Source organism: Massilia oculi (assembly GCF_003143515.1).
Classification (GTDB): domain Bacteria; phylum Pseudomonadota; class Gammaproteobacteria; order Burkholderiales; family Burkholderiaceae_D; genus Telluria; species Telluria oculi.
Genome location: NZ_CP029343.1, coordinates 2,565,074 through 2,583,969, shown reverse-complemented (window position 1 = coordinate 2,583,969; position 18,896 = coordinate 2,565,074). Strand labels below are relative to the sequence as shown.

General features: G+C 65.2%; 20 protein-coding genes and 1 tRNA gene. 11 read left to right on the top strand and 10 right to left on the bottom strand.

The genetic code is table 11. From position 1 onward, the window contains the following. The first annotated feature begins 24 nt into the window (after positions 1-24). From tuf to DIR46_RS11975, 5 genes are all read left to right on the top strand, one after another. Complete coding sequence (gene tuf, locus DIR46_RS11990) at positions 25-1,215, top strand: elongation factor Tu (protein WP_109345418.1); 1,191 nt, start codon at positions 25-27, stop codon at positions 1,213-1,215. 191 nt (positions 1,216-1,406) lie between these two features. Beyond that, positions 1,407-1,724, top strand: coding sequence for a 30S ribosomal protein S10 (gene rpsJ / locus DIR46_RS11985; RefSeq protein ID WP_005663509.1), 318 nt, complete (start codon positions 1,407-1,409; stop codon positions 1,722-1,724). 134 nt (positions 1,725-1,858) lie between these two features. Further along, on the top strand, positions 1,859-2,050 hold the full coding sequence (locus DIR46_RS26580; protein ID WP_162819497.1) for a hypothetical protein: 192 nt from the start codon (positions 1,859-1,861) through the stop codon (positions 2,048-2,050). 12 nt (positions 2,051-2,062) lie between these two features. After that, positions 2,063-2,824 (top strand): hypothetical protein, encoded by a 762-nt coding sequence (locus DIR46_RS11980; RefSeq protein ID WP_162819496.1) that lies wholly within the window; start codon positions 2,063-2,065, stop codon positions 2,822-2,824. A 252-nt stretch (positions 2,825-3,076) separates the two neighbouring features. Further along, on the top strand, positions 3,077-3,298 hold the full coding sequence (locus DIR46_RS11975) for a hypothetical protein (protein WP_109345416.1): 222 nt from the start codon (positions 3,077-3,079) through the stop codon (positions 3,296-3,298). Between the two features lie 22 nt (positions 3,299-3,320). Here DIR46_RS11975 and DIR46_RS11970 read toward each other — a convergent pair whose 3' ends face one another. The 7 genes from DIR46_RS11970 to DIR46_RS11940 form a co-directional block, all read right to left on the bottom strand. Beyond that, complete coding sequence (locus DIR46_RS11970) at positions 3,321-4,619, bottom strand: TerD family protein (protein ID WP_109345415.1); 1,299 nt, start codon at positions 4,617-4,619, stop codon at positions 3,321-3,323. Further along, on the bottom strand, positions 4,616-5,533 hold the full coding sequence (locus DIR46_RS11965) for an HpcH/HpaI aldolase/citrate lyase family protein (RefSeq protein ID WP_109345414.1): 918 nt from the start codon (positions 5,531-5,533) through the stop codon (positions 4,616-4,618). The genes DIR46_RS11970 and DIR46_RS11965 overlap by 4 nt, the downstream gene beginning before the upstream one ends. Then, positions 5,526-6,623, bottom strand: coding sequence for a cysteine protease StiP family protein (locus DIR46_RS11960; RefSeq protein ID WP_109345413.1), 1,098 nt, complete (start codon positions 6,621-6,623; stop codon positions 5,526-5,528). Before DIR46_RS11960 ends, DIR46_RS11965 begins: the two co-directional genes overlap by 8 nt. Then, entirely contained in the window at positions 6,620-7,384 is a 765-nt protein-coding gene (locus DIR46_RS11955) for a hypothetical protein (protein ID WP_109345412.1), read from the bottom strand. The genes DIR46_RS11960 and DIR46_RS11955 overlap by 4 nt, the downstream gene beginning before the upstream one ends. Beyond that, positions 7,362-8,561: a phosphoribosyltransferase domain-containing protein gene (locus tag DIR46_RS11950; RefSeq protein ID WP_109345411.1), complete on the bottom strand. Its 1,200-nt coding sequence runs from the start codon at positions 8,559-8,561 to the stop codon at positions 7,362-7,364. Before DIR46_RS11950 ends, DIR46_RS11955 begins: the two co-directional genes overlap by 23 nt. Then, entirely contained in the window at positions 8,558-9,577 is a 1,020-nt protein-coding gene (locus tag DIR46_RS11945) for an ATP-grasp domain-containing protein (RefSeq protein WP_109345410.1), read from the bottom strand. The genes DIR46_RS11950 and DIR46_RS11945 overlap by 4 nt, the downstream gene beginning before the upstream one ends. A gap of 98 nt (positions 9,578-9,675) precedes the next feature. After that, positions 9,676-10,251 (bottom strand): TerD family protein, encoded by a 576-nt coding sequence (locus DIR46_RS11940; RefSeq protein ID WP_109345409.1) that lies wholly within the window; start codon positions 10,249-10,251, stop codon positions 9,676-9,678. Positions 10,252-10,540: 289 nt separating this feature from the next. Here DIR46_RS11940 and DIR46_RS11935 point away from each other — a divergent pair, with 289 nt between their 5' ends. Next, complete coding sequence (locus tag DIR46_RS11935) at positions 10,541-11,296, top strand: SDR family oxidoreductase (RefSeq protein WP_109345408.1); 756 nt, start codon at positions 10,541-10,543, stop codon at positions 11,294-11,296. Here the strand turns inward: DIR46_RS11935 and DIR46_RS11930 are convergent. Genes DIR46_RS11930 through ggpS form a run of 3 tightly spaced genes read right to left on the bottom strand, consistent with a single transcriptional unit; the run spans position 11,293 to position 15,714 of the window. After that, positions 11,293-12,183: an AraC family transcriptional regulator gene (locus DIR46_RS11930; protein ID WP_109345407.1), complete on the bottom strand. Its 891-nt coding sequence runs from the start codon at positions 12,181-12,183 to the stop codon at positions 11,293-11,295. The genes DIR46_RS11935 and DIR46_RS11930 overlap by 4 nt on opposite strands. 35 nt (positions 12,184-12,218) lie before the next feature. Further along, the gene (locus DIR46_RS11925; RefSeq protein WP_229446577.1) at positions 12,219-13,358 is read right to left on the bottom strand and encodes a mechanosensitive ion channel family protein; all 1,140 of its coding nucleotides are present in this window, start codon (positions 13,356-13,358) and stop codon (positions 12,219-12,221) included. Between the two features lie 37 nt (positions 13,359-13,395). After that, entirely contained in the window at positions 13,396-15,714 is a 2,319-nt protein-coding gene (ggpS, locus tag DIR46_RS11920; RefSeq protein ID WP_109345406.1) for a glucosylglycerol-phosphate synthase, read from the bottom strand. A 402-nt stretch (positions 15,715-16,116) separates the two neighbouring features. On the opposite strand from ggpS, the gene DIR46_RS11915 reads away from it, so the two are divergent. From DIR46_RS11915 to rplB, 5 genes are all read left to right on the top strand, one after another. Then, positions 16,117-16,193, top strand: a tRNA-Val gene (locus DIR46_RS11915). Between the two features lie 274 nt (positions 16,194-16,467). Next, the gene (rplC, locus tag DIR46_RS11910) at positions 16,468-17,124 is read left to right on the top strand and encodes a 50S ribosomal protein L3 (RefSeq protein ID WP_109345405.1); all 657 of its coding nucleotides are present in this window, start codon (positions 16,468-16,470) and stop codon (positions 17,122-17,124) included. Positions 17,125-17,126: 2 nt separating this feature from the next. After that, entirely contained in the window at positions 17,127-17,747 is a 621-nt protein-coding gene (gene rplD / locus DIR46_RS11905) for a 50S ribosomal protein L4 (protein ID WP_005663467.1), read from the top strand. Beyond that, positions 17,744-18,061 carry a 50S ribosomal protein L23 gene (gene rplW / locus DIR46_RS11900; protein WP_005663466.1) on the top strand — a complete coding sequence of 106 codons (318 nt, stop codon included), beginning with the start codon at positions 17,744-17,746 and terminating at the stop codon, positions 18,059-18,061. Before rplD ends, rplW begins: the two co-directional genes overlap by 4 nt. Continuing rightward, entirely contained in the window at positions 18,061-18,888 is an 828-nt protein-coding gene (gene rplB, locus DIR46_RS11895) for a 50S ribosomal protein L2 (protein ID WP_071360721.1), read from the top strand. The genes rplW and rplB overlap by 1 nt, the downstream gene beginning before the upstream one ends. Positions 18,889-18,896 lie beyond the last annotated feature (8 nt).

Below are 18,896 nucleotides of genomic sequence, written 5' to 3'. Positions count from 1 at the left end.
CGTTTCTCTTAAAGGAATTAGGAAATGGCAAAAGGTAAATTCGAACGGACCAAGCCGCACGTCAACGTCGGCACCATCGGTCACGTTGACCACGGCAAAACCACCCTGACGGCTGCAATCGCTACCGTCCTGTCGAAGAAATTCGGCGGCGAAGCCAAGGCCTACGACCAGATCGACGCGGCTCCGGAAGAAAAAGCACGCGGCATTACCATCAACACCGCGCACGTCGAGTACGAAACCGAAAACCGTCACTACGCTCACGTTGACTGCCCAGGCCACGCCGACTACATCAAGAACATGATTACCGGTGCTGCGCAGATGGACGGCGCGATCCTGGTGTGCTCGGCCGCCGACGGCCCAATGCCACAGACCCGCGAGCACATCCTGCTGGCGCGTCAGGTTGGCGTTCCATACATCATCGTGTTCCTGAACAAGTGCGACCTGGTCGACGACGCAGAACTGCTGGAACTGGTCGAAATGGAAGTCCGCGAACTCCTGTCGAAGTACGAGTTCCCAGGCGACGACCTGCCAATCATCAAGGGTTCGGCACGTATGGCGCTGGAAGGCCAGCCAGGCGAAATGGGCGAAGAGTGCATCACCCGCCTGGCAGAAGCCCTGGACACCTACATCCCAACCCCGGAACGTGCCGTTGACGGCGCCTTCCTGATGCCAGTCGAAGACGTGTTCTCGATCTCGGGCCGCGGCACCGTCGTGACCGGTCGTGTCGAGCGCGGCGTGATCAAAGTCGGCGAAGAAATCGAAATCGTCGGCATCATCGACACCGTCAAGACCACCTGCACCGGCGTGGAAATGTTCCGCAAGCTGCTGGACCAGGGTCAAGCTGGCGACAACGTCGGCCTGCTGCTGCGCGGCACCAAGCGTGAAGACGTGCAACGTGGTCAAGTTCTGGCGAAGCCAGGCTCGATCAAGCCGCACAGCAACTTCACCGGTGAGATCTACGTCCTGTCGAAAGACGAAGGCGGCCGTCACACCCCGTTCTTCAACAACTATCGTCCTCAGTTCTACTTCCGTACGACTGACGTGACCGGTTCGATCGAACTGCCAGCAGACAAAGAAATGGTCATGCCAGGCGACAACGTCTCGATCACCGTCAAGCTGATCGCTCCGATCGCGATGGAAGAAGGTCTGCGCTTCGCAATCCGCGAAGGCGGCCGTACCGTCGGCGCCGGCGTGGTTGCCAAGATCATCGCCTAATTCATCAGGCCATTGATCGCAGGTAGGACGCCTTCGGGCGTCTTGCCGGCACAACGATGGGGACAGACTTTTTGGTCTGTCCCCATCTGTTTGAGCGGGAACGATGATATACTCCCGCCTCTTGAGCAGTACCGAAGTACCTTTACCACATTGCCGGCAGCAAGCCGGAACGTTCTTTTAAAGGAATTAGCATGTCCGCTCCAAACCAGAAAATCCGTATCCGCCTGAAAGCGTTCGACTACAAGCTGATCGACCAGTCCGCACTGGAAATCGTCGACACCGCCAAGCGCACCGGCGCCGTCGTCAAGGGCCCAGTCCCGCTGCCGACCCGCATCCAGCGTTTCGACGTGCTGCGTTCCCCGCACGTGAACAAGACCTCGCGCGACCAGTTCGAAATCCGTACGCACCAGCGTCTGATGGACATCGTGGACCCGACCGACAAGACCGTTGACGCACTGATGAAGCTGGACCTGCCAGCTGGCGTCGACGTCGAAATCAAGCTGCAGTAATATTTTTTCATCTGGCGGAGTCTTCCGCCGATGGACATGGGGCCGGTATCGCTTAGCGAACCGGCCTTGTTTTTTGATGCGAAGAACACGCATCGCCGGATGCATTCGTTTTTCACTTATGGCATAGTCAAGACATGAAAGCCCTGAAAAGTCAGCTCGCGTCTGAACTCCTTGCTGATCCGCAAGCTCGGGAACAGTTGCGCCAGTTCATGACCAGCAAACGAAGCCTCCCACAAACGGCACGTCAGGCTGCTGCAGGCGAGTTCAAGATTCGCCGTGACGATGGTCAGTCAGTTCGCGTTACTATCGTACCCAAGGCCGCATAAAGCCACGTTCTCTTGAACGTCGCGTTGCCTGCGCTGATCGTTTTTTTCCTGCTCCTCCCAGGCTTCGTCTTCCGCACCAATCTCAAGCGCGCAGAGCGCACATCCCTGGATTTCTCACCTTTCGGGCAAGTCGTTGCCGAAGGGATTCTGTGGGCATCGCTTCTGCATCTCTTCTGGTTGAGCCTGTCGCATATCGTATTCCAGCGTGACTTCGACCCCGTAACACTGATGCAGCTGCTCTCTTCGGCGCCATTACCACAGGCCCAAGCGAGCGAAGCTGTTGGCAGTCAATTCAACTGGATTGCGACATATTTCGTAACGCTCATCGTCGCCTCATTCGCTGTCCCGCAGATCATTCGTTTCATCATCTCGCGCTGCCGCCTCGACCGCGCTGATGCATTTCTCAGCCCGATATTCAGATTTCATCAGGCACCCTGGTACTACCTGCTTACGGGGGCGGATTTCAAGTCCGGAGAGGAACCGGACCTGATCTTTGTATCGGCGATCGTCGAGGTAGGGAAGGACGCTGTACTGTACGTAGGTGTCCTCGACGAGTTTGATGTCGATGCGGAAGGGCAGCTCGACCGTCTCGTCCTCCAGAATGTCGCCCGGCGACCGATCGAAGCCGACAAGTCGCGCCCGGCAAATGACACACCTACTGTTGAAAATCGCTTCTATGACGTCGATGGCGATTCTTTTGTGCTCCGCTACAGCGAGGCGATCACACTTAACATCCAATATGCACGATTAGGGCCAGAAGAATCCGACCAGTAGAGTTCCTCGTGCGGTCCCGAACCGGCGCCGGCCGACTACATCGAGCTCGCCTTCATCGCGGCGCCAAGGATGCCAATGCCTGCCACCGTTGCCGCCGAACCACCACCGGCCGTCGCGCCACGCTCGCCAGCACGATGTCCAGCGGCAACGGTACCCGTCGAATCGGCGCTCGTCACCGTGCCGGTCCTGACCACTGAGGAAACTCGCGCAGCCGAGGCGCCGGCAGCGAGGGCGCAGCCGGGAAAGATCGCTATGGAGTCGTTGCGCGCGGTCGCGCGCCAGGTGGATAGCGAGTATGGGCCGGTCGGGCTGGCGCCGCTGCGCTCCCGCGACGACAGCGACCTGTCGCGCGCGGTGCAAAGGGCGAAACGCCCCGATTGCCAGACCAAGTATGCCGGCGGCACGGAAGCCAACATACTGCTGTTGATCCCGCTCGCCATCGAGACGATCACCGACCAGGGCTGCAAATGGTAGCAGCCCTGGTCCGAGCAAGCGCTTATTTGCTGCCCGTCTTCCAGCGCATGCCGAAGCCGTAGTGCCGGTCCATCAGCTCGTGCGCGCTGGTCATGCCCTGCTGCTGGAAGTATTCGGCCAGCTTGGTGATCACGAGGTTGCCGCCGCGGTTCTCGATCAGCGCGATCGCGCACATGATCTGGCGGTCGCCGCCGTCGAGTCTCACCTCGACCGGCGCCTGGCCCGGCGCCGTCACCGTCACCACGCCATTGGTCACGCCCCAGTTGGCCGCGCCTTCGTAGATGAAGGAGAAGATCACGGCGCGCTTGATCTTGTCGAAGCGTTCGCCGTTAATGAACAGGTTCTCGCCATTGGCGGCGGCGCCGGTGCGGTCGTCGGCATCCAGCTGGATGAAGGGTTCGCGCTCGTAGTCGCCGAAGGTGTTGCCCAGCGCCTGCACCAGGCCGCGGCGGCCGTCGGCCAGCTCGTACATGCAGCCCAGGTCGAGGTCGATGCCGCTGCGGCCCTTGCGCGCCGCGCCGGCCTTGTTGGCCATCTCGCCGGCCTTGTTCGCGAGGTCGCCCGCCATGCTGGTGAGGCGGTCCAGGAAACCGCCGCCGCGCGCGGCCGAGGAGGGCGGCGGCGGCGAGGCCGGCGGCGGTGCGATGGCGGCCTGGTTCCAGTTCAGGTTGACGTGGATGCGGCCGTAGCCTCCGCCGGGGCGCTTGTCGAGCGAGACCTTGTCGCCGCGCTTGTCGAGCGTGACCTTGGACAGCGACACCGCCGGCTTGGGTGCCGGTGCCGGTGCCGGCGCGGCCGGCGCCGGCGAACCCGCCTCGGTCCCGCCGAAGTTGGCCAGCAGCGCCGACAGGCCGCCATTGAAACCCTGGCCGACGGCGCCGAAGCGCCACAGACCGTCGCGGCGGTAGAGTTCGGCCACGATCAGGGCCTTCTCGTCGCCGAAATCGGCGCCCGACCACGGGAAGCGCACGGCGCTGCCCAGCGACAGGGAGCTGGCGCCCAGGGTGCGCATGGTGGCCGCGCCGTCGATCGCGGCCACGAACACGAGCTTCGCGATCGAGGCCGGCAACTGATCGAGGTTGACGGCGAAGCGCGCGCGTCCCCCGCCCAGGTCGAGGCGCACCGCGCCTTCGGGGCTGGCGAGCTGGTTGTAGAACACCATGTAGCGGTCGTCCGACAGCTTGTCGTTGGCGTCCAGGCCGAAGCAGGAGACATCGACCGACGCGCCGTTGGCGGCGATCTCGACGTCGACATCGAAGGCGTGGCCGGCGCCGAGATCGGTCAGCTTGCCCTTCTGTCCGCGTCCAAACTGAGTAGTCATGAGGGTTCTCCTTCCAGGAATGGTTTGTGGTCCAGTCCGGCCGCGTGCGAGCCGAACAGGCGCGATTGTTCGAGGGTGCGCTCGGCCCAGGCGCGGTGGGTGGCGACTTCCTGCATCGCGTCGTCCATGCGGAACACCGCCGGGCTCGAGGCGTCGAGGATGGCGCGCGCCACCGCCAGGTCTTGCGGCGTCACCTTGAAGTGCTGCTCGATCGGCGCGATCTGGGTCGGGTGGATCGCGGTCTTGCCGACCATGCCGTGGGCCAGGTCTTCGATCACTTCCTGGTCCAGCAGTTCGGGCAGGTCGAGGTATTCGAACACCGGCGCGGTCAGCATGAAGCCGTAGGGACGGAAGGTCGTCACCAGGCGCGAGATCACCGGGCCGAGCGGCGTGCGGTACAGGGTCATGCCGCGCGGGCGGCGCAGGCCGAGCAGGGCCAGCAGGTCGTTGCCGCCGATGCGCAGCGCCAGGATGCGGTGGCGCACGCCGGGCGCTTCCAGCGCGGCGCGCAGGCCCTGCATCTCGCCGTCGTCGAAAGCCTCGGCCGTCTCCAGCGTCGGCATCAGGACGTGTTCGGTGTGGCGCACCAGCTTGAAATAGCTGTCGAAGTTGTGGCGCGTGATCTTGGGCAGCACGAAGCCGGTCAGCTTCTCGGCGCCCGGCATGGCCAGCACGCGCGCCAGCACTTCGGGATTGCGCACACGCACGAAGCGGTCGGCCGCCACGTCCAGGCGCATGTTCGCCAGCACCACCGACAGGTTGAACAGCGACCAGGACAGTTCCCGGTCGGCGATCGCATCCTCGGTGCAGAAGATCAGCGAGCGCGCGTGCGGCAGGCGGTCGCCGTTGGCGATCGCGGTCAGGTTCTTGTGATTGGCCGGCACGTACAACGACGCGCCCAGTGATTTAGCCATCCGATGCACTCCTGATCAGGGATGCTGCATGATAGGGCAGGTGCGGGTCGATCTCGACCGGCACCCGTTTTTCTTCGGCCAGCACGGCCAGGTGCGCCACTTCGGTGGCGCCAGGGTCGCGCAGCACGACCAGGCGCGGCACGCGGCGCAGCAGCACGCGCGTGGCTTCGCCGATGCCGGGCTTGACCAGGTTGACGTCGGCGATGCCGTAGCGCCGCATCGCCGCGCCGATATAGGTCTGCGAGCGTTCGCGCGCCGCCGCGGCGTCGATCGGTTCCGCGCGCGGCAGTGTGCCGGATTGCGCCAGCGCCAGCGCCACCAGTTCGTCGGCGAACGCTTGCGAGCGGTCCACGTCCGCGAACTGCTCATAGAATACGCAGCCGTGGAAGTCGTCGGCGCGCATGTCGTCGCCCATCACGGTGCGGCTTACCAGGCCCGACACCGTGGCGTTGAGGATGCTCGACGGGATCAGGTAGTCGTCGCAGGAGGCCGCGCAGGCGCTAGCGCCGGCCAGGTCGGACAGCACGTGCAGACCGGCGTCGATATGGGTGCCGTGGCGCACGTTGAAGGTCTCGATCGAGCCGGCCAATTCGCGCGCGATCACGCCCTTGCCGGTCCAGCCGTCGAGGAAGACGATGCCGTCGGCCTGGTGTCCGTGCGCCAGGATGTGGCGCAGGGCGGCGGCGTCGATGCCGCGGTCGCGCACGATCGACACCGAGTAGTGCACGGCGTCGCGTCCGAACAGCTCGCGCAGCAGGCGGGCCACCACCACGCCGACCGGGGTGCCGGCGCGCGCCAGCGACACCAGCGCCAGCCGGTGCAGCGGACGCGCGGCAATCAATTGGGCCAGGCGCAGGCAATCGCGCGCCATGCGCGCATTGTTGGCGCGGCAGGCCTCGTCGAACAATGCCATGTAACGCGCCGACGGCTTCGACTCGGGCGACAGCATCTGGCTGTAGTGGCGCCGGCCGCTCTGGATCAGCGCTTCCTTCTCGGCCACGTCGACGAAGCCTTCCTGCGGCAGGCGGCGCAGCAGGAAGCTGACCTCGCCCTTGCGGTAGCTGCCGGAGAAGTCTTCCCAGCCGCTCACAGCGCCCCCACGGTGATGCCGGCGAGCTGGGTGCCGCGCGGGATGATGGCGTAGTCGCAGGCGGCCATGAAGCGCGCGTCCGAGCGGCTGTCGCCCATGCCGAAGGTGACGATCTCGCCGAATTCGCGCGTCAGGCGTTCGGTGATGTGGGCCACCGCGTTGGCCTTGTTCAGCGCCTTCGGCAGGATGGCGAGATTGTTGCCGTTGCGATGGATGAAATAGTCGCGGTCGCCGTCGGCGATCCAGGGCCGTACCACGTCTTCCTCGAGCGGCGCCAGGCGCTCGGCCTGCTTGTCCGGATCCTTCACCACCAAGAAGAACGGGGTGGCGAAATCCTCGATCATGCGCGCGCGGCCGCCATAGCCGGTGCGCACGCCGTAATCGTCGATGTGGTCGGCCAGCGCCAAGAGGCCGGGCAGGGCGGCGTGCATCGCCGTGCGCATGCCGTCCAGCCAGGGCTGGTCGACCGCGCCGCCCGGCTCGAGCACCACGCCGCCGTAGTTGATGACGGCGTAGCTGTCGAACGGCAGGGACACGCGGCGCAGGCCGTCGAGATCGCGCGCGGTGGTCGGGATCATCGTCATCCCGTCCTGCAGCAGGGCCAGGAAGGAACGCTGGGCCGGCGTCGTGTACGAGCAGATGCTGCCGTCCTTGTAATAGGCGGCCGGCTCAAGGGCGCCCGGATTGTCCCGGTGCGCGCCGCATTTGCCGAAGGTCTGGAACAGCGTATCGTCCAGGTCAGCGAACAGGAACTTCTTCAACGTGGTCCTCGGACTGGAAGTGGAATAGCCGCGCGTTCAGCTGGCCGGCGAGCTGGAACAGCGCCGGGCCGGGCGCGGTCTCGTGGCAGACCAGCACGTGGTCGTAATGGCCGGGCGCGACGTTGTACAGGTAGTTGGCAATGCCTTCGCCGTAGTTGTCGGGGAAGGTCAAGGCATGGTCCACCGCGCCCCAGGTGAGGATCGGCGAGCGCGTGGTCGACTGCACCGCCACGTCGACGCCATGGCGCTGCAGGGCGGCGCCGAACAGGGTCGAGACGTGCATGAATTCGCCGGTGCCCAGCACCAGCACCCGGCTGCCGGGCGCGAATTCGCCGGCCAGGCGCGCCGCCAGTTGCTCCGGCGCCCGCAATGCCCGCCCCGCGCCGAGGCGGCCGAAGGCGGCGCTGGCGCCGCGGTCGGCATCTTCTTCATAGCGCTGCGCCACGCCCTGGTCGGGCGGCAAGGGGCCTTGCGCGAAGCTGAACTCTCCCTCGACCAGCGCGCCGCAGGTAGTCGGCATGCCGAAGCGGGTGTCCAGCAGCCCGGTCGCCGCGCGGCCCATGAAATTGGTGATGGTGGCCAGGTGCACCCGCTCCAGGCCCGGATTCAGGCGGCGGCAGGCGGCGGCCAGGTTGACGAAGGTATTGCCGGTGCTGGCCTCGTCGTCGACCAGCACCAGGGTGCGCGCGGCCAGCAGCAGATCTCGAAGCGCCGGCTCCAGCGGCGCGTGCAGGAACTGGCGCGGCGCGTGGCTGTGCGCTTCCTCGAATTCGATCAGCGGGCCAGCGCCGACTCGGTAGCGGGTGGTGTGCAGGAACAGCGCCTCTTGGTGCGGATGGGCGCGCAGCCAGGCCTCGAACACGCCCTGGCCCAGCCCGATCGCGGTCTCCGCCATGGCGATGAACACCACCGGGCCTTGCACCGCGCCCTTGAGCTGCGGCACGGTCGCGGCCAGGCGCTCGTGCACCGTCAGCATGTCGCTTGGCCGCGCCGGCCAGTGCTTGCCCAGTACCTTGCTGAGGAACAGGAAGCCGCGCTTGGCGTTGGCGCGCGCGGCAAAGCCGAGCAGGGCGTCGAGTTCGGACGCGCCGCTGTCGATGCGCAAGTCGAGCGTGCCCGTTGGTAGCTCAAGCTGTAGCGCGATACGTTGAACGGGAATCGGGTGCGGGGCGTTCATGCCAGCTCCGTCGCGACGCTGACTTCGGCCACGCGCATGCCGTGGCGCGGCGCGGGAATCGCGAGACCCTCATAGCCTTCGGCGAAGCCGCGCAACGCGATGTAGGGCAGGTTGGGGCCGGCCAGGCAGGCCATGCCGATCCCGCCCGACATGCGCGGATTGATCTCGAGCAGGCGCGGTCGTCCGCCGCCTTCGCGAAACTGGGCGTTGAACACGCCATTGAGCTGGTAATCAGTGCACAGGCGCGCGGTGGCGTCCAGGATGTCCTGGCGCATGTCGATCAGCTGGCCGCTGCCGGCTTGCGGCAGCTTGCGGCGCACCACGGCCGCCACCAGGCGGCCATGGTCGCCCACGCAGTCGACGCTGTATTCGGGGCCGTCCAGGAATTCCATCAGCAGCATGGTCTTGAAGGATTCCAGTTCGCCCAGCCCGCGGCGCAGGTCCTGGTAGCCGATGTGGTACTCCACGCCGCCAAGCAGCAGCGCGGCGCTGCTGCGCTCTTCGTCGACGATGGCGAAGCCCAGGCCATAGATACCGTGCGCCGGCTTGACGCACAGCTTCGCATGCCGCGGGCGCAGTTCGGCATAGGCGGCGTCGAACTGTTCCAGCGTCTCGAAGGGGCGGAAGGCCGCCACCGGCGCGTCCGGCAGCACCGTCGCGGCATAGAAATCGGCCTTGTCGTGGATGCGTTTGAGCTGCGCCGGCGGGGCGGCGCTGAGCACCCGCGTCTTGATGTCGGCGAAGCGCGCATGTTCGGCGGCCAGCACGGTGGCTTCGCGGCCCGGCACGAAGATGTCGATTTTCTGGTCGCGGCAGAACGCGAGGCACCAGTCGACATAGGCGTCGCCCTTCAGGCCAGTGGGCTCGACGTGGAATTCATGGGCCAGGCGCGCGGCTGGCGCATGGCGGTTGGCGTTGCTGTGGATGATGGTGAAACGGCCTTCGGTATCGGCCTCGCGGATCAGCTTGATCGCCGCATTCACGGACGAAAACGTCCTGTTGTACCAGACGCGCATGTGGGCTCTCTTGATGGATGATCGGCCACTGGCGTGGCGTTGCAGGCCCACGCCGGACGGCGCGGACCCTCAGGGGATGGAAGCTCCCTGTGAAACTCTTAGACGTTGACGCCGAACGAGCGTGCCAGCGGACCGAGGCCGCCCTTGAAGCCCTGGCCGACGGCGCGGAACTTCCATTCGCTGCCGGCGCGGTACAGCTCACCGAAGATCATCGCGGTTTCGGTAGAGCTGTCCTCGGACAGGTCGTAGCGCGCGATCTCGGCTTCGCCGGCGGCGTTCAGGCAGCGGATATAGGCCTTGCCCACCTGGCCGAAGTTCTGGCGGCGCGCATCGGCATCGTGGATGGTGACGCAGAACGAGACCTTGTCGATGTCGGCCGGCACGCGCGCCAGGTCGACCGTCAGCTTTTCGTCGTCGCCATCGCCCTGGCCGGTGGTGTTGTCGCCGGCGTGGGTCACCGAGCCGTCGCTCGATTTCAGGTTGTTGTAGAAGATGAAGTCGGTGTCGCCGCGGACTTTGGCGTCGGCCTTCAGCAGGAAGGCGCTGCCGTCCAGGTCGAAGGCGGAACCGTCGGTCGAGCGGGGATCCCAGCCCAGGCCGATGATGACCTTGGACAGGCCCGGTGCTTCCTTGCTCAGGTTGACGTTGCCACCTTTTTGCAGACTGATTGCCATGCGAACTCCTTTTCCGTTGAGGGATGACATGGACGGCGATATACCTGCCGCCATCGGGATTGCATCCGCCAATATAGGCGGTAATTGATTAATTGTACATGGGGCCGGGCCGCGCGGATTTCAACATTTTTCATAGAGGCATGTACGTACTTACGCCCTGCGGAAGCTCCGCGAATGTCACATTTGAGAATTTGGAGGATCAGGCAAAAACGAACCAGCTTCCGGCAACGGGAGAGCATGCGCCAACCCGATACTGGTTGCTCTTCCACCCCATCTGAAGGAGCACAGCATGAACAAGATCGCACTCGTCACCGGCGCCAGCCGCGGCCTGGGCCGCAACACCGCGCTGCACATCGCGAAGAAGGGCGGCGACGTCGTCATCACTTATCAAAGCCGCGCGCAGGAAGCCGAGGCCGTGGTCGGGCAGATCCGCGCCATGGGCCGCCAGGCGCTGGCGCTGCGGCTCGACGTGGGCAATATGGACGGTTTCGCGGACTTCGCGGACCTGCTCCGCGCAAGCCTGCGCGACACCTGGGGCCGCGACAGCTTCGACCACCTGGTCAACAATGCCGGTCACGGCGACATGGCGGCCATCGCCGACACCACGCGGGCGCAGTTCGACCGCCTGGTCGACGTCCACTTCAAGGGCGTGTTCTTCCTGACCCAGGCCCTGCTGCCGCTGCTGGCCGACGGCGGGCGCATCGTCAACATGTCGAGCGGACTGACCCGGGTTTCCTTCCCCGGCTTCGGCGCCTATGCGGCGGTGAAGGGGGCGGTCGAGGTATTGAGCGTCTACCTGGCGAAGGAACTGGGCAGCCGCGGCATCGCCGTCAACACGGTGGCGCCGGGCGCGATCGAGACCGATTTCCTGGGCGGCGCGGTGCGCGACACGCCGGACCTGAACGGCGTCTTCGCCGGCATGACGGCGCTCGGGCGGGTCGGCGTGCCGGACGATATCGGCCCGATGATCGCCAGCCTGCTGGGCGAAGAGAACCGCTGGATCAATGGCCAGCGCATCGAGGTGTCGGGCGGCCAGGTGATTTAAGCGGTCTGCAACCGCCCCTGGGCGGCGTTGACCGCGCGCATCGGCGGCAGCCCGAACATGCGCCCATACTCGCGCGTGAACTGCTGCACGCTCTCATAGCCGACGGTATGCGCGGCGTGGCTGGCGCTGGCGCCCTCGGCCAGCATCAGGCGGCGCGCCTCGATCAGGCGCAGCTGCTTCTGGAACTGGCGCGGCGTCAGCGAGGTCACCGCGCGGAAGTGGTGGTGGAAGGACGAGGGACTCATGCCGGCCAGGGCCGCCAGTTCCTCGACCGGCAGCCGCCGCGCATAGTCGCGGCGCAGGACGGCGACCGCGCGCGCCACGCGCCGCACATGGCTGTCGGGCAGGCCGAGGCGGCGGATCGCGGCGCCGTGGCGCCCCAGCAGCAGCCAGTAGTGGAATTCGCGGACCAGGGCGTCCTGCAGCACCGGGATCGAGGCCGGCCGCTCGACCAGGCGCATCAGCCGCAGGGCGGCGTCGCGCACGTGGTTGTCGGTGGCTTCGCCGCGCACCGGCCGGTCGTCGGCTTCTTCCAACGTCGCCATCTCGGTCGCCAGTCCGGCGATCACCGCGGGATCGAGGTCCAGCACCAGCGAGTAATAGGGCGCCGCGGCGCTGGCCCGGGTTACCTGGCTGGAGGTCGGCACGTCGGCCATGACCAGCAGCGAATCGCCGGCCCCGAAGGTGAATGACTGCGCGCCGATGGCGACATGCTTGCTTCCCTGCAGGACCAGGCAGGCCAGGGGGCGCTGGATCTGGTAGCTCAGTTCCGTCCGCCCGGCCTGGCGGATCGCCACCAGGCCGGGAATGGGCGTGCGCGCCACGCCGCCGGCATCGGCATGGTCGTCGGCGAAGCGGCGTACCGCATCGAGAAGCGTGGTGTCCATGCCGCCATGGTAGCCCGCCTGCGCGGGCTTGGGAACTAGGCGGCCCGGGCCGCGTCAGCGCTATCGCGCATGACGCCGTCGCGCATGACGCCGACCTGCGCCGGCGCCGCTTCCGCCTGGGCCGCCCCGGCCTGCGCCGGCTCGCGCGCCAGCCGCACCAGCTGGACCGGCAGGGCCAGCGACACGCCGCGCTCCTCCAGGCCGGCGAGGATGCTCAGGTAGATCTCCTGCTGCACGTTCATGTAGACGGTGTAGTCGGTGTTGTCGACGTAGTACACCACCTCGTAGTTGAATACCGGCGCCGCGATGCCGGCCAGGTGGGCGCGGTCGAAGCGCACCTGCGGCTGGGCCGCGACGATCTCCTGGACCATCTCCGGCAGGCCGCGCAGCAGGCTCGCCGGCGTCAGGTGCGATACCCCGAACTGGAACACGACGCGGCGCGATTCCATGCGGCGCAGGTTCTGGATGCGGCTCTTGAGCAGGTCGTTATTGGAGAACACGATCTGCTCGCCGGACAGGCTGCGCACGCGGGTGGTCTTCAGGCCGATCTTCTCGACGGTGCCGAGCATCTTGTCGACGATGATGAAGTCGCCCACCACGAAGGGCTTGTCGAGCACGATGGAGAGCGAGGCGAACAGGTCGCCCAGGATGCTCTGCACCGCCAGCGCGATGGCGATACCGCCGATCCCCAGGCTGGCGACCAGGGTGGTGATGTTGACGCCCAGGTTGTCCAGCACCATCAGGGCCACCACCGCCCACAGCAGCACCCGCACCAGGAAGGTGATGGCGGCCGACGAGGTGATGCGGTCCGGATCGGTGGTGCCCTCGGCGCGCTTGGCCTTGAGCCAGGTGCGCAGCGCGTGGTCGCCCCAGATCGCGACCTGGAACAGCACCGCCGTGATGGCGATGCGGCCAATGAACAGATGCGCCTTGTCCGGCAGCGCCAGGAAGCTGGCGCCGGCGTAGATGCCGACGATGACCAGCACCAGCAGCTTGGTCGAGCGCAGCGCGGCGACCGCGATGTCGTCCCATTTGGCGTCGGTGCGCGACGCCAGCGCCGCCAGGCGCCGCGCCAGGATCGATTTGACGGCGTCGAGGCCCGCCGCCACGGCCGCGACCACGACCAGCGCGACCAGCCAGTCGGCGACCGGATTCTTGAGGATGACGTATTCCATCACGGTTTCATTTCCCTTTCATTTCAACGGTGAAGCTTCAGGCGGCGGAACGCTCTTCCTGCCCGTCCTCCGGGCCGGATGACGGCAGGGCCGACAGCGCGGCCAGGAAGTCGTCGCCCCAGCGCGCCACGTCGCGGTCGTTCACGATCGCCGCCATGCGTCCGGAGCGGTAGGCCACTTCGTCGGCGCCCATGGTCAGTGCGTTGTAGAGGGTCGCGCTCATCGCGTTCCTGTCATACGGGTTCACCAGCAGCGCGCCATGCAGCTCGACGGCGGCGCCGGCGAATTCGGACAGCACCAGCGTGCCCGGCCGGCCGGCGGCGTGGCGGGTGGCCACGTACTCCTTCGCCACCAGGTTCAGGCCGTCGCGCAGCGGCGTGATCCAGGCGACGTCGCAGGCGGCGTAGTGGGCCACGACTTCCTCGAACGGCAGCGAGCGGTAGAAGTAGCGCACCGGTACCCAGTCCAGGGTCGAGAAGCGGCCGTTGATGCGGCCCACGGTGCGGTCCAGTTCCTCGCGCAGGCTGTCGTAGATCTCCATGCCCGATGCCGCCGGCGTGATGATATTGATGAGCATGACCTTGCCCAGCAGCTCGGGATGCTGTTCGAGCATGCGCTCGTAGGCTTGCAGCTTTTCCAGCGATCCCTTCACGTAGTCGAGGCGCTCGATCGAGATGATGCCGGTGCGGCCATCCAGGTATTCGTCCCATTCGACGATCTGGCGCTGGACGTCGTCGCTCCTGACCAGGTCTTCGATCAGGCCGGCGTTGGTGCCCACCGGATGGGCGCCCAGCGTGACCCGGCGTCCGCCCACCTCGAGCGCGGTGTGCATGCGGTCCACGCCCAGGGCGCAACCGAAGGTCAGGTAGCGCGGCGCGCACGGCACGGCGTCGAGCACCTCGACCGGCGCGCAGGAGCGCGCGGCATCGACGAAGTTCTCGACGTAGCGCGGGATGTGGAAGCCCACGTAGTCGCACTGCAGCAGGCTGCCGATGATGTCGTTGCGCCACGGAAGGATGTTGAACACGTCGCTGGAGGGGAAGGCGGTGTGATGGAAGAAGGCGATCGTCAGGTCGGGCCGCAGCGGGCGCAGGAAGGCCGGCACCATCCACAGGTTGTAGTCGTGGATCCAGGCGGTGGCGCCGGGCGCCGCCTCGCGCGCGGTCTGCTCGGCGAACAGGCGGTTCACTTCCAGGAAGCGTTCCCAGTGGTCCTGGCGGAATTCGGCTTTATCGGGGAAGGAAAAGATGATCGGCCAGAACGCCTCTTTCGAGAACTTCTTGTAGAACTGGTCGATGTCGTCCGCCGTCAGGGGAATCCGGGCCGCCTTGAGCTGCGGGTAGTGCTGCGCATCGAAGGCGACGTGCGGGATGAAGCCGCTGGGCGTGCGGCTGGCCTGCTGCGACCACGCGACCCACGAGCCCTTGCGCCCGCCGGCGAAAAAACTGAGCAGGGTCGGCATGATGCCGTTCGGGCTTTTCGGGCGGCGCTGGTGGGTGACGCCGCCTTCGACCACTTCGTCATAGGGCAGGCGGTGGTAGACCATGACGAGTTCGGCCTCGCCATACGAGATGGCCTCGAGCGCTTCGCTTCCGTCGTCCAGGCGCAGGCCATGGCGGCCGAAGGCCTGCAGGATGCCGCCGCAGCCGGCGGCGTCGGCCACCACCACGCGCGGCATCTTGCGCACCGCCTGCACCAGCGCCGGTTCGGCGGCGCCGACCACCACGCCGCGGAAACCCGCCTCGAACATCGACAGGTCGTTCAGGGTGTCGCCGGCCACCACGATATGGGCCGGATCGAAGCCGGCGACTTCCGCCAGGCGGCGCACCGCGACGCCCTTGCCGACGCCGCGCGGCAGCACGTCCAGGTAGCGGCCGGCCGAAAACAGCAGGTCGCAGCCGAGGTCGTCGACGGCATTCCGGAGCTCAGGCGTCAGGGCCTCCTCGGTGGCGTAGAAAGAGACGCGGCGCTCCTGCGGCACCGACTGGCGCACCAGGTCCGGGAAGCCGGCCAGCGCCTTCAGCACCGCCTGCGTGCCCGGCCAGCGCGCCGCGATCTCCTGCGCCAGCGGTTCGACCGGCCGCAGGTCGGCGTCGACGATGGTGGCGCCGACGTCGGCGATGATGTAGTGGGGCCGCGGCACCGTCGGGTCGGACAGTAGCGGGATGACGGTTTCGAGGCCGCGGCCGGTGACGAACACCAGTTTCGCCTCCGGCAGGGCGCCGGAAAACAGTTCGCGGATGCGGCGCCGCGCCTCGTGGGTGCCGGCCAGCAGTGTGCCGTCGAGGTCGGTAGCCAGGACCAGGCGTGAGGGATCGAGCTGGCGCGGCCAGTGGCGTGTTTCAATGACAGTCATTCTTCATCCTTTGCAGCGATGCGTCCGCCCATGAGCCATGAGTTGGGTGGCGGACCAGGTCTGGGCCCACGGTGCTCGCCGGGGAGGCGCGCGGGCCGGAGAAAGGCGGGACGCGGACCTGCGCTCTCTTGTAGTGGAATGCGCGATCGACACGTCGGGGAACCGCCAGGCGGAGGAGGGAGGGCAGCGCCGGCATGGATGCCGGAAATCACGTGCGCAGGTGCGCGCGACGCAGCCGCCCCTCGAAATACATTTGTACAATAGCATTTCGAGCCGACATCTTCAACCGGCGATTCCGTTGGAACGCAGGCGCGGGCCGTCGTCGGCGCCGCAGGAAATTGACGAGCACGCGAAAAAAGCTATTGCAAAACTTCAAGCCAGGCACTTATAATTCGGCTCCCCGGGCGGTTAGTTCAGCTGGTTAGAATACTTGGTCGACATCCAAGGGGTCGCAGGTTCGAATCCTGCACCGCCCACCAGACTTCCAGATCGCAGGCTCCCAGCAATGGTCGTAGCCTGTAGAGAAAAGGCGCAGCGGTGTGCCTTTTCTGTGCCGCTCGGCTAGAGCGGATTCTTCTTTCTCCAGTGAATGCGAAAAGCGCAACAGGCCGGTCTCGACTCCGATTTTTCCTGTTGCGCCGAAGCCTTTTGCGCGCTATACTAGCCGGCTTCGGTATGGGTCTGTCTTTTTTGACCCGTATTTTTTAGTAGTTCAACTACCCCCGCCCAATCGTAGGTGGGAATGGAGAAAAAATGAGCCTGGGCCTCCTCGGTCGCAAGGTTGGCATGATGCGTATCTTTACGGATGACGGCGATTCGATCCCTGTCACCGTGCTGGACGTGTCGAACAACCGTGTCGCACAAGTCAAAACCCCTGAAACTGATGGCTACACCGCAGTTCAGGTCGTCTTCGGTCAACGTCGCGCTTCCCGCGTGACCAAGGCCGCCGCCGGTCACTACGCCAAAGCTGGCGTCGAAGCCGGTACGATGCTGAAAGAATTCCGCATCGATTCCACCAAAGCCGCTGAACTCAAAGCCGGCGACACCATTGATGCTTCGATGTTCGAAGTGGGCCAGAAAATCGACGTGCAAGGCACCTCGATCGGTAAGGGCTACGCCGGTACCATCAAGCGTTACAACTTCGCTTCGGGCCGTGCTACCCACGGTAACTCGCGTTCGCACAATGTTCCTGGCTCGATCGGTATGGCCCAGGATCCAGGCCGCGTGTTCCCAGGCAAGCGCATGACCGGTCACATGGGCGACGTTACCGTCACCACCCAGAACCTGGAAATCGCTCGCATCGACGCCGACCGCCAGCTGCTGCTGGTCAAAGGTGCCGTTCCTGGCGCGAAGAACGGCCAAGTGGTCGTCAAGCCAGCTGTCAAAACCAAAGCCAAGAAAGGAGCGTAAGCATGGAACTGAAGCTCCTGAATGAGCAAGGTCAAGCTGGCGCCAACGTTGCAGCAACCGACGAAGTGTTCGGTCGTGAATACAACGAAGCCCTGATCCACCAGATCGTCGTCGCCTACGCCGCCAACGCACGTAGCGGCAACCGCAAGCAGAAGGACCGTGAAGAAGTCCACCACACGACCAAGAAGCCATGGCGCCAGAAAGGCACCGGCCGCGCTCGTGCTGGTATGTCGTCGTCGCCACTGTGGCGCGGCGGTGGTCGTATCTTCCCGAACACCCCGGACGAGAACTTCTCGCACAAAGTTAACAAGAAGATGTTCCGTGCAGGTATCTGCTCGATCTTCTCGCAACTGGCTCGCGAAGGCCGCCTGAACGTGGTCGAGAACCTGTCGATCGAAGCTCCAAAGACCAAGCTGCTGTCGCAAAAACTGCAGACCATGGGCCTGGAATCGGTCCTGGTGATCACCGACACCATCGATGAGAACCTGGAACTGGCATCGCGCAACCTGCCGCACGTGCTGGTCGTCGAGCCGAAGCACGCTGATCCGATGTCGCTGGTGTTCTACAAAAAAGTCCTGGTCACGAAAGCTGCTCTGGCCAAGATCGAGGAGATGTACGCATGAGCGCCGCAATCAAATTCAGCGAAGAGCGCCTGATGAAGGTGCTGCTGGCTCCGATCATTTCCGAGAAGGCTACCTTCGTCGCGGAAAAGAACGAGCAGATCGTGTTCAAGGTCCTGCCTGACGCGACTAAGCCAGAAATCAAGGCTGCCGTCGAACTGCTGTTCAAGGTCGAAGTGGAATCGGTGCAAACCGTGAACCGCGAAGGCAAGCAAAAGCGTTCGGGTCGTTTCACCGGCCGTCGCAACCACACCAAGCGTGCTTTCGTGTGCCTGAAGCCAGGCCAGGAAATCAATTTTGTCGAGGAGGCTAAATAATGGCACTCGTTAAGATGAAGCCAACCTCCCCAGGCCGTCGCGGCATGGTGAAAGTTGTGACCGAAGGCCTGTACAAAGGCCGTCCGCTCGCAGCCCTGGTTGAAAAGAAATCGAAAACCGCCGGCCGTAACAACAACGGTCACATCACCACCCGTCACAAAGGCGGTGGTCACAAGCAGCACTACCGTCTGGTCGACTTCAAGCGCCAGAAGGACGGCATTCCTGCCAAGGTCGAGCGTATCGAATACGACCCGAACCGTACCGCGCACATCGCACTGCTGTGCTACGCGGACGGCGAGCGTCAGTACATCATCGCCACCAAGGGTCTGTCGGTCGGTGACACCGTCATGAACGGCTCGGAAGCGCCGATCAAGGCCGGTAACTGCCTGCCAATCCGCAACATCCCGGTCGGTACCGTGATGAACTGCGTCGAAATGCTGCCAGGTAAGGGTGCCCAGATGGCCCGTACCGCCGGCGCCGGCGTCGTGCTGATGGCCCGTGAAGGCACCTACGCCCAGGTTCGCCTGCGCTCGGGTGAAGTCCGTCGCGTGCACATCGAGTGCCGTGCAACCGTGGGTGAAGTCGGCAACGCCGAGCACAGCCTGCGCAAGATCGGCAAGGCTGGCGCGATGCGCTGGCGCGGTGTTCGTCCTACCGTCCGCGGTGTGGTCATGAACCCGATCGATCACCCGCACGGTGGTGGTGAAGGTCGTACGGCAGCTGGTCGTCATCCAGTGTCGCCATGGGGCCAGCAGACCAAGGGCAAGAAGACGCGTTCGAACAAGCGCACTTCGTCGATGATCGTCTCGCGCCGCGGCAAGAAATAAGGATAAAT

Bases quoted from the DNA above. Each gene is read 5' to 3' on its own strand.
- DIR46_RS11935 (WP_109345408.1), top strand. From the start codon at position 10,541: ATGAACAAGATCGCACTCGTCACCGGCGCCAGCCGCGGCCTGGGCCGC.
- ggpS (WP_109345406.1), bottom strand. From the start codon at position 15,714: ATGACTGTCATTGAAACACGCCACTGGCCGCGCCAGCTCGATCCCTCA.
- rpsJ (WP_005663509.1), top strand. From the start codon at position 1,407: ATGTCCGCTCCAAACCAGAAAATCCGTATCCGCCTGAAAGCGTTCGAC.
- rplW (WP_005663466.1), top strand. From the start codon at position 17,744: ATGAGCGCCGCAATCAAATTCAGCGAAGAGCGCCTGATGAAGGTGCTG.
- rplB (WP_071360721.1), top strand. From the start codon at position 18,061: ATGGCACTCGTTAAGATGAAGCCAACCTCCCCAGGCCGTCGCGGCATG.
- DIR46_RS11940 (WP_109345409.1), bottom strand. From the start codon at position 10,251: ATGGCAATCAGTCTGCAAAAAGGTGGCAACGTCAACCTGAGCAAGGAA.
- DIR46_RS11950 (WP_109345411.1), bottom strand. From the start codon at position 8,561: ATGAACGCCCCGCACCCGATTCCCGTTCAACGTATCGCGCTACAGCTT.
- DIR46_RS26580 (WP_162819497.1), top strand. From the start codon at position 1,859: ATGAAAGCCCTGAAAAGTCAGCTCGCGTCTGAACTCCTTGCTGATCCG.
- DIR46_RS11965 (WP_109345414.1), bottom strand. From the start codon at position 5,533: ATGGCTAAATCACTGGGCGCGTCGTTGTACGTGCCGGCCAATCACAAG.
- tuf (WP_109345418.1), top strand. From the start codon at position 25: ATGGCAAAAGGTAAATTCGAACGGACCAAGCCGCACGTCAACGTCGGC.
- rplD (WP_005663467.1), top strand. From the start codon at position 17,127: ATGGAACTGAAGCTCCTGAATGAGCAAGGTCAAGCTGGCGCCAACGTT.
- DIR46_RS11925 (WP_229446577.1), bottom strand. From the start codon at position 13,358: ATGGAATACGTCATCCTCAAGAATCCGGTCGCCGACTGGCTGGTCGCG.
- DIR46_RS11945 (WP_109345410.1), bottom strand. From the start codon at position 9,577: ATGCGCGTCTGGTACAACAGGACGTTTTCGTCCGTGAATGCGGCGATC.
- rplC (WP_109345405.1), top strand. From the start codon at position 16,468: ATGAGCCTGGGCCTCCTCGGTCGCAAGGTTGGCATGATGCGTATCTTT.
- DIR46_RS11930 (WP_109345407.1), bottom strand. From the start codon at position 12,183: ATGGACACCACGCTTCTCGATGCGGTACGCCGCTTCGCCGACGACCAT.
- DIR46_RS11975 (WP_109345416.1), top strand. From the start codon at position 3,077: ATGGAGTCGTTGCGCGCGGTCGCGCGCCAGGTGGATAGCGAGTATGGG.
- DIR46_RS11970 (WP_109345415.1), bottom strand. From the start codon at position 4,619: ATGACTACTCAGTTTGGACGCGGACAGAAGGGCAAGCTGACCGATCTC.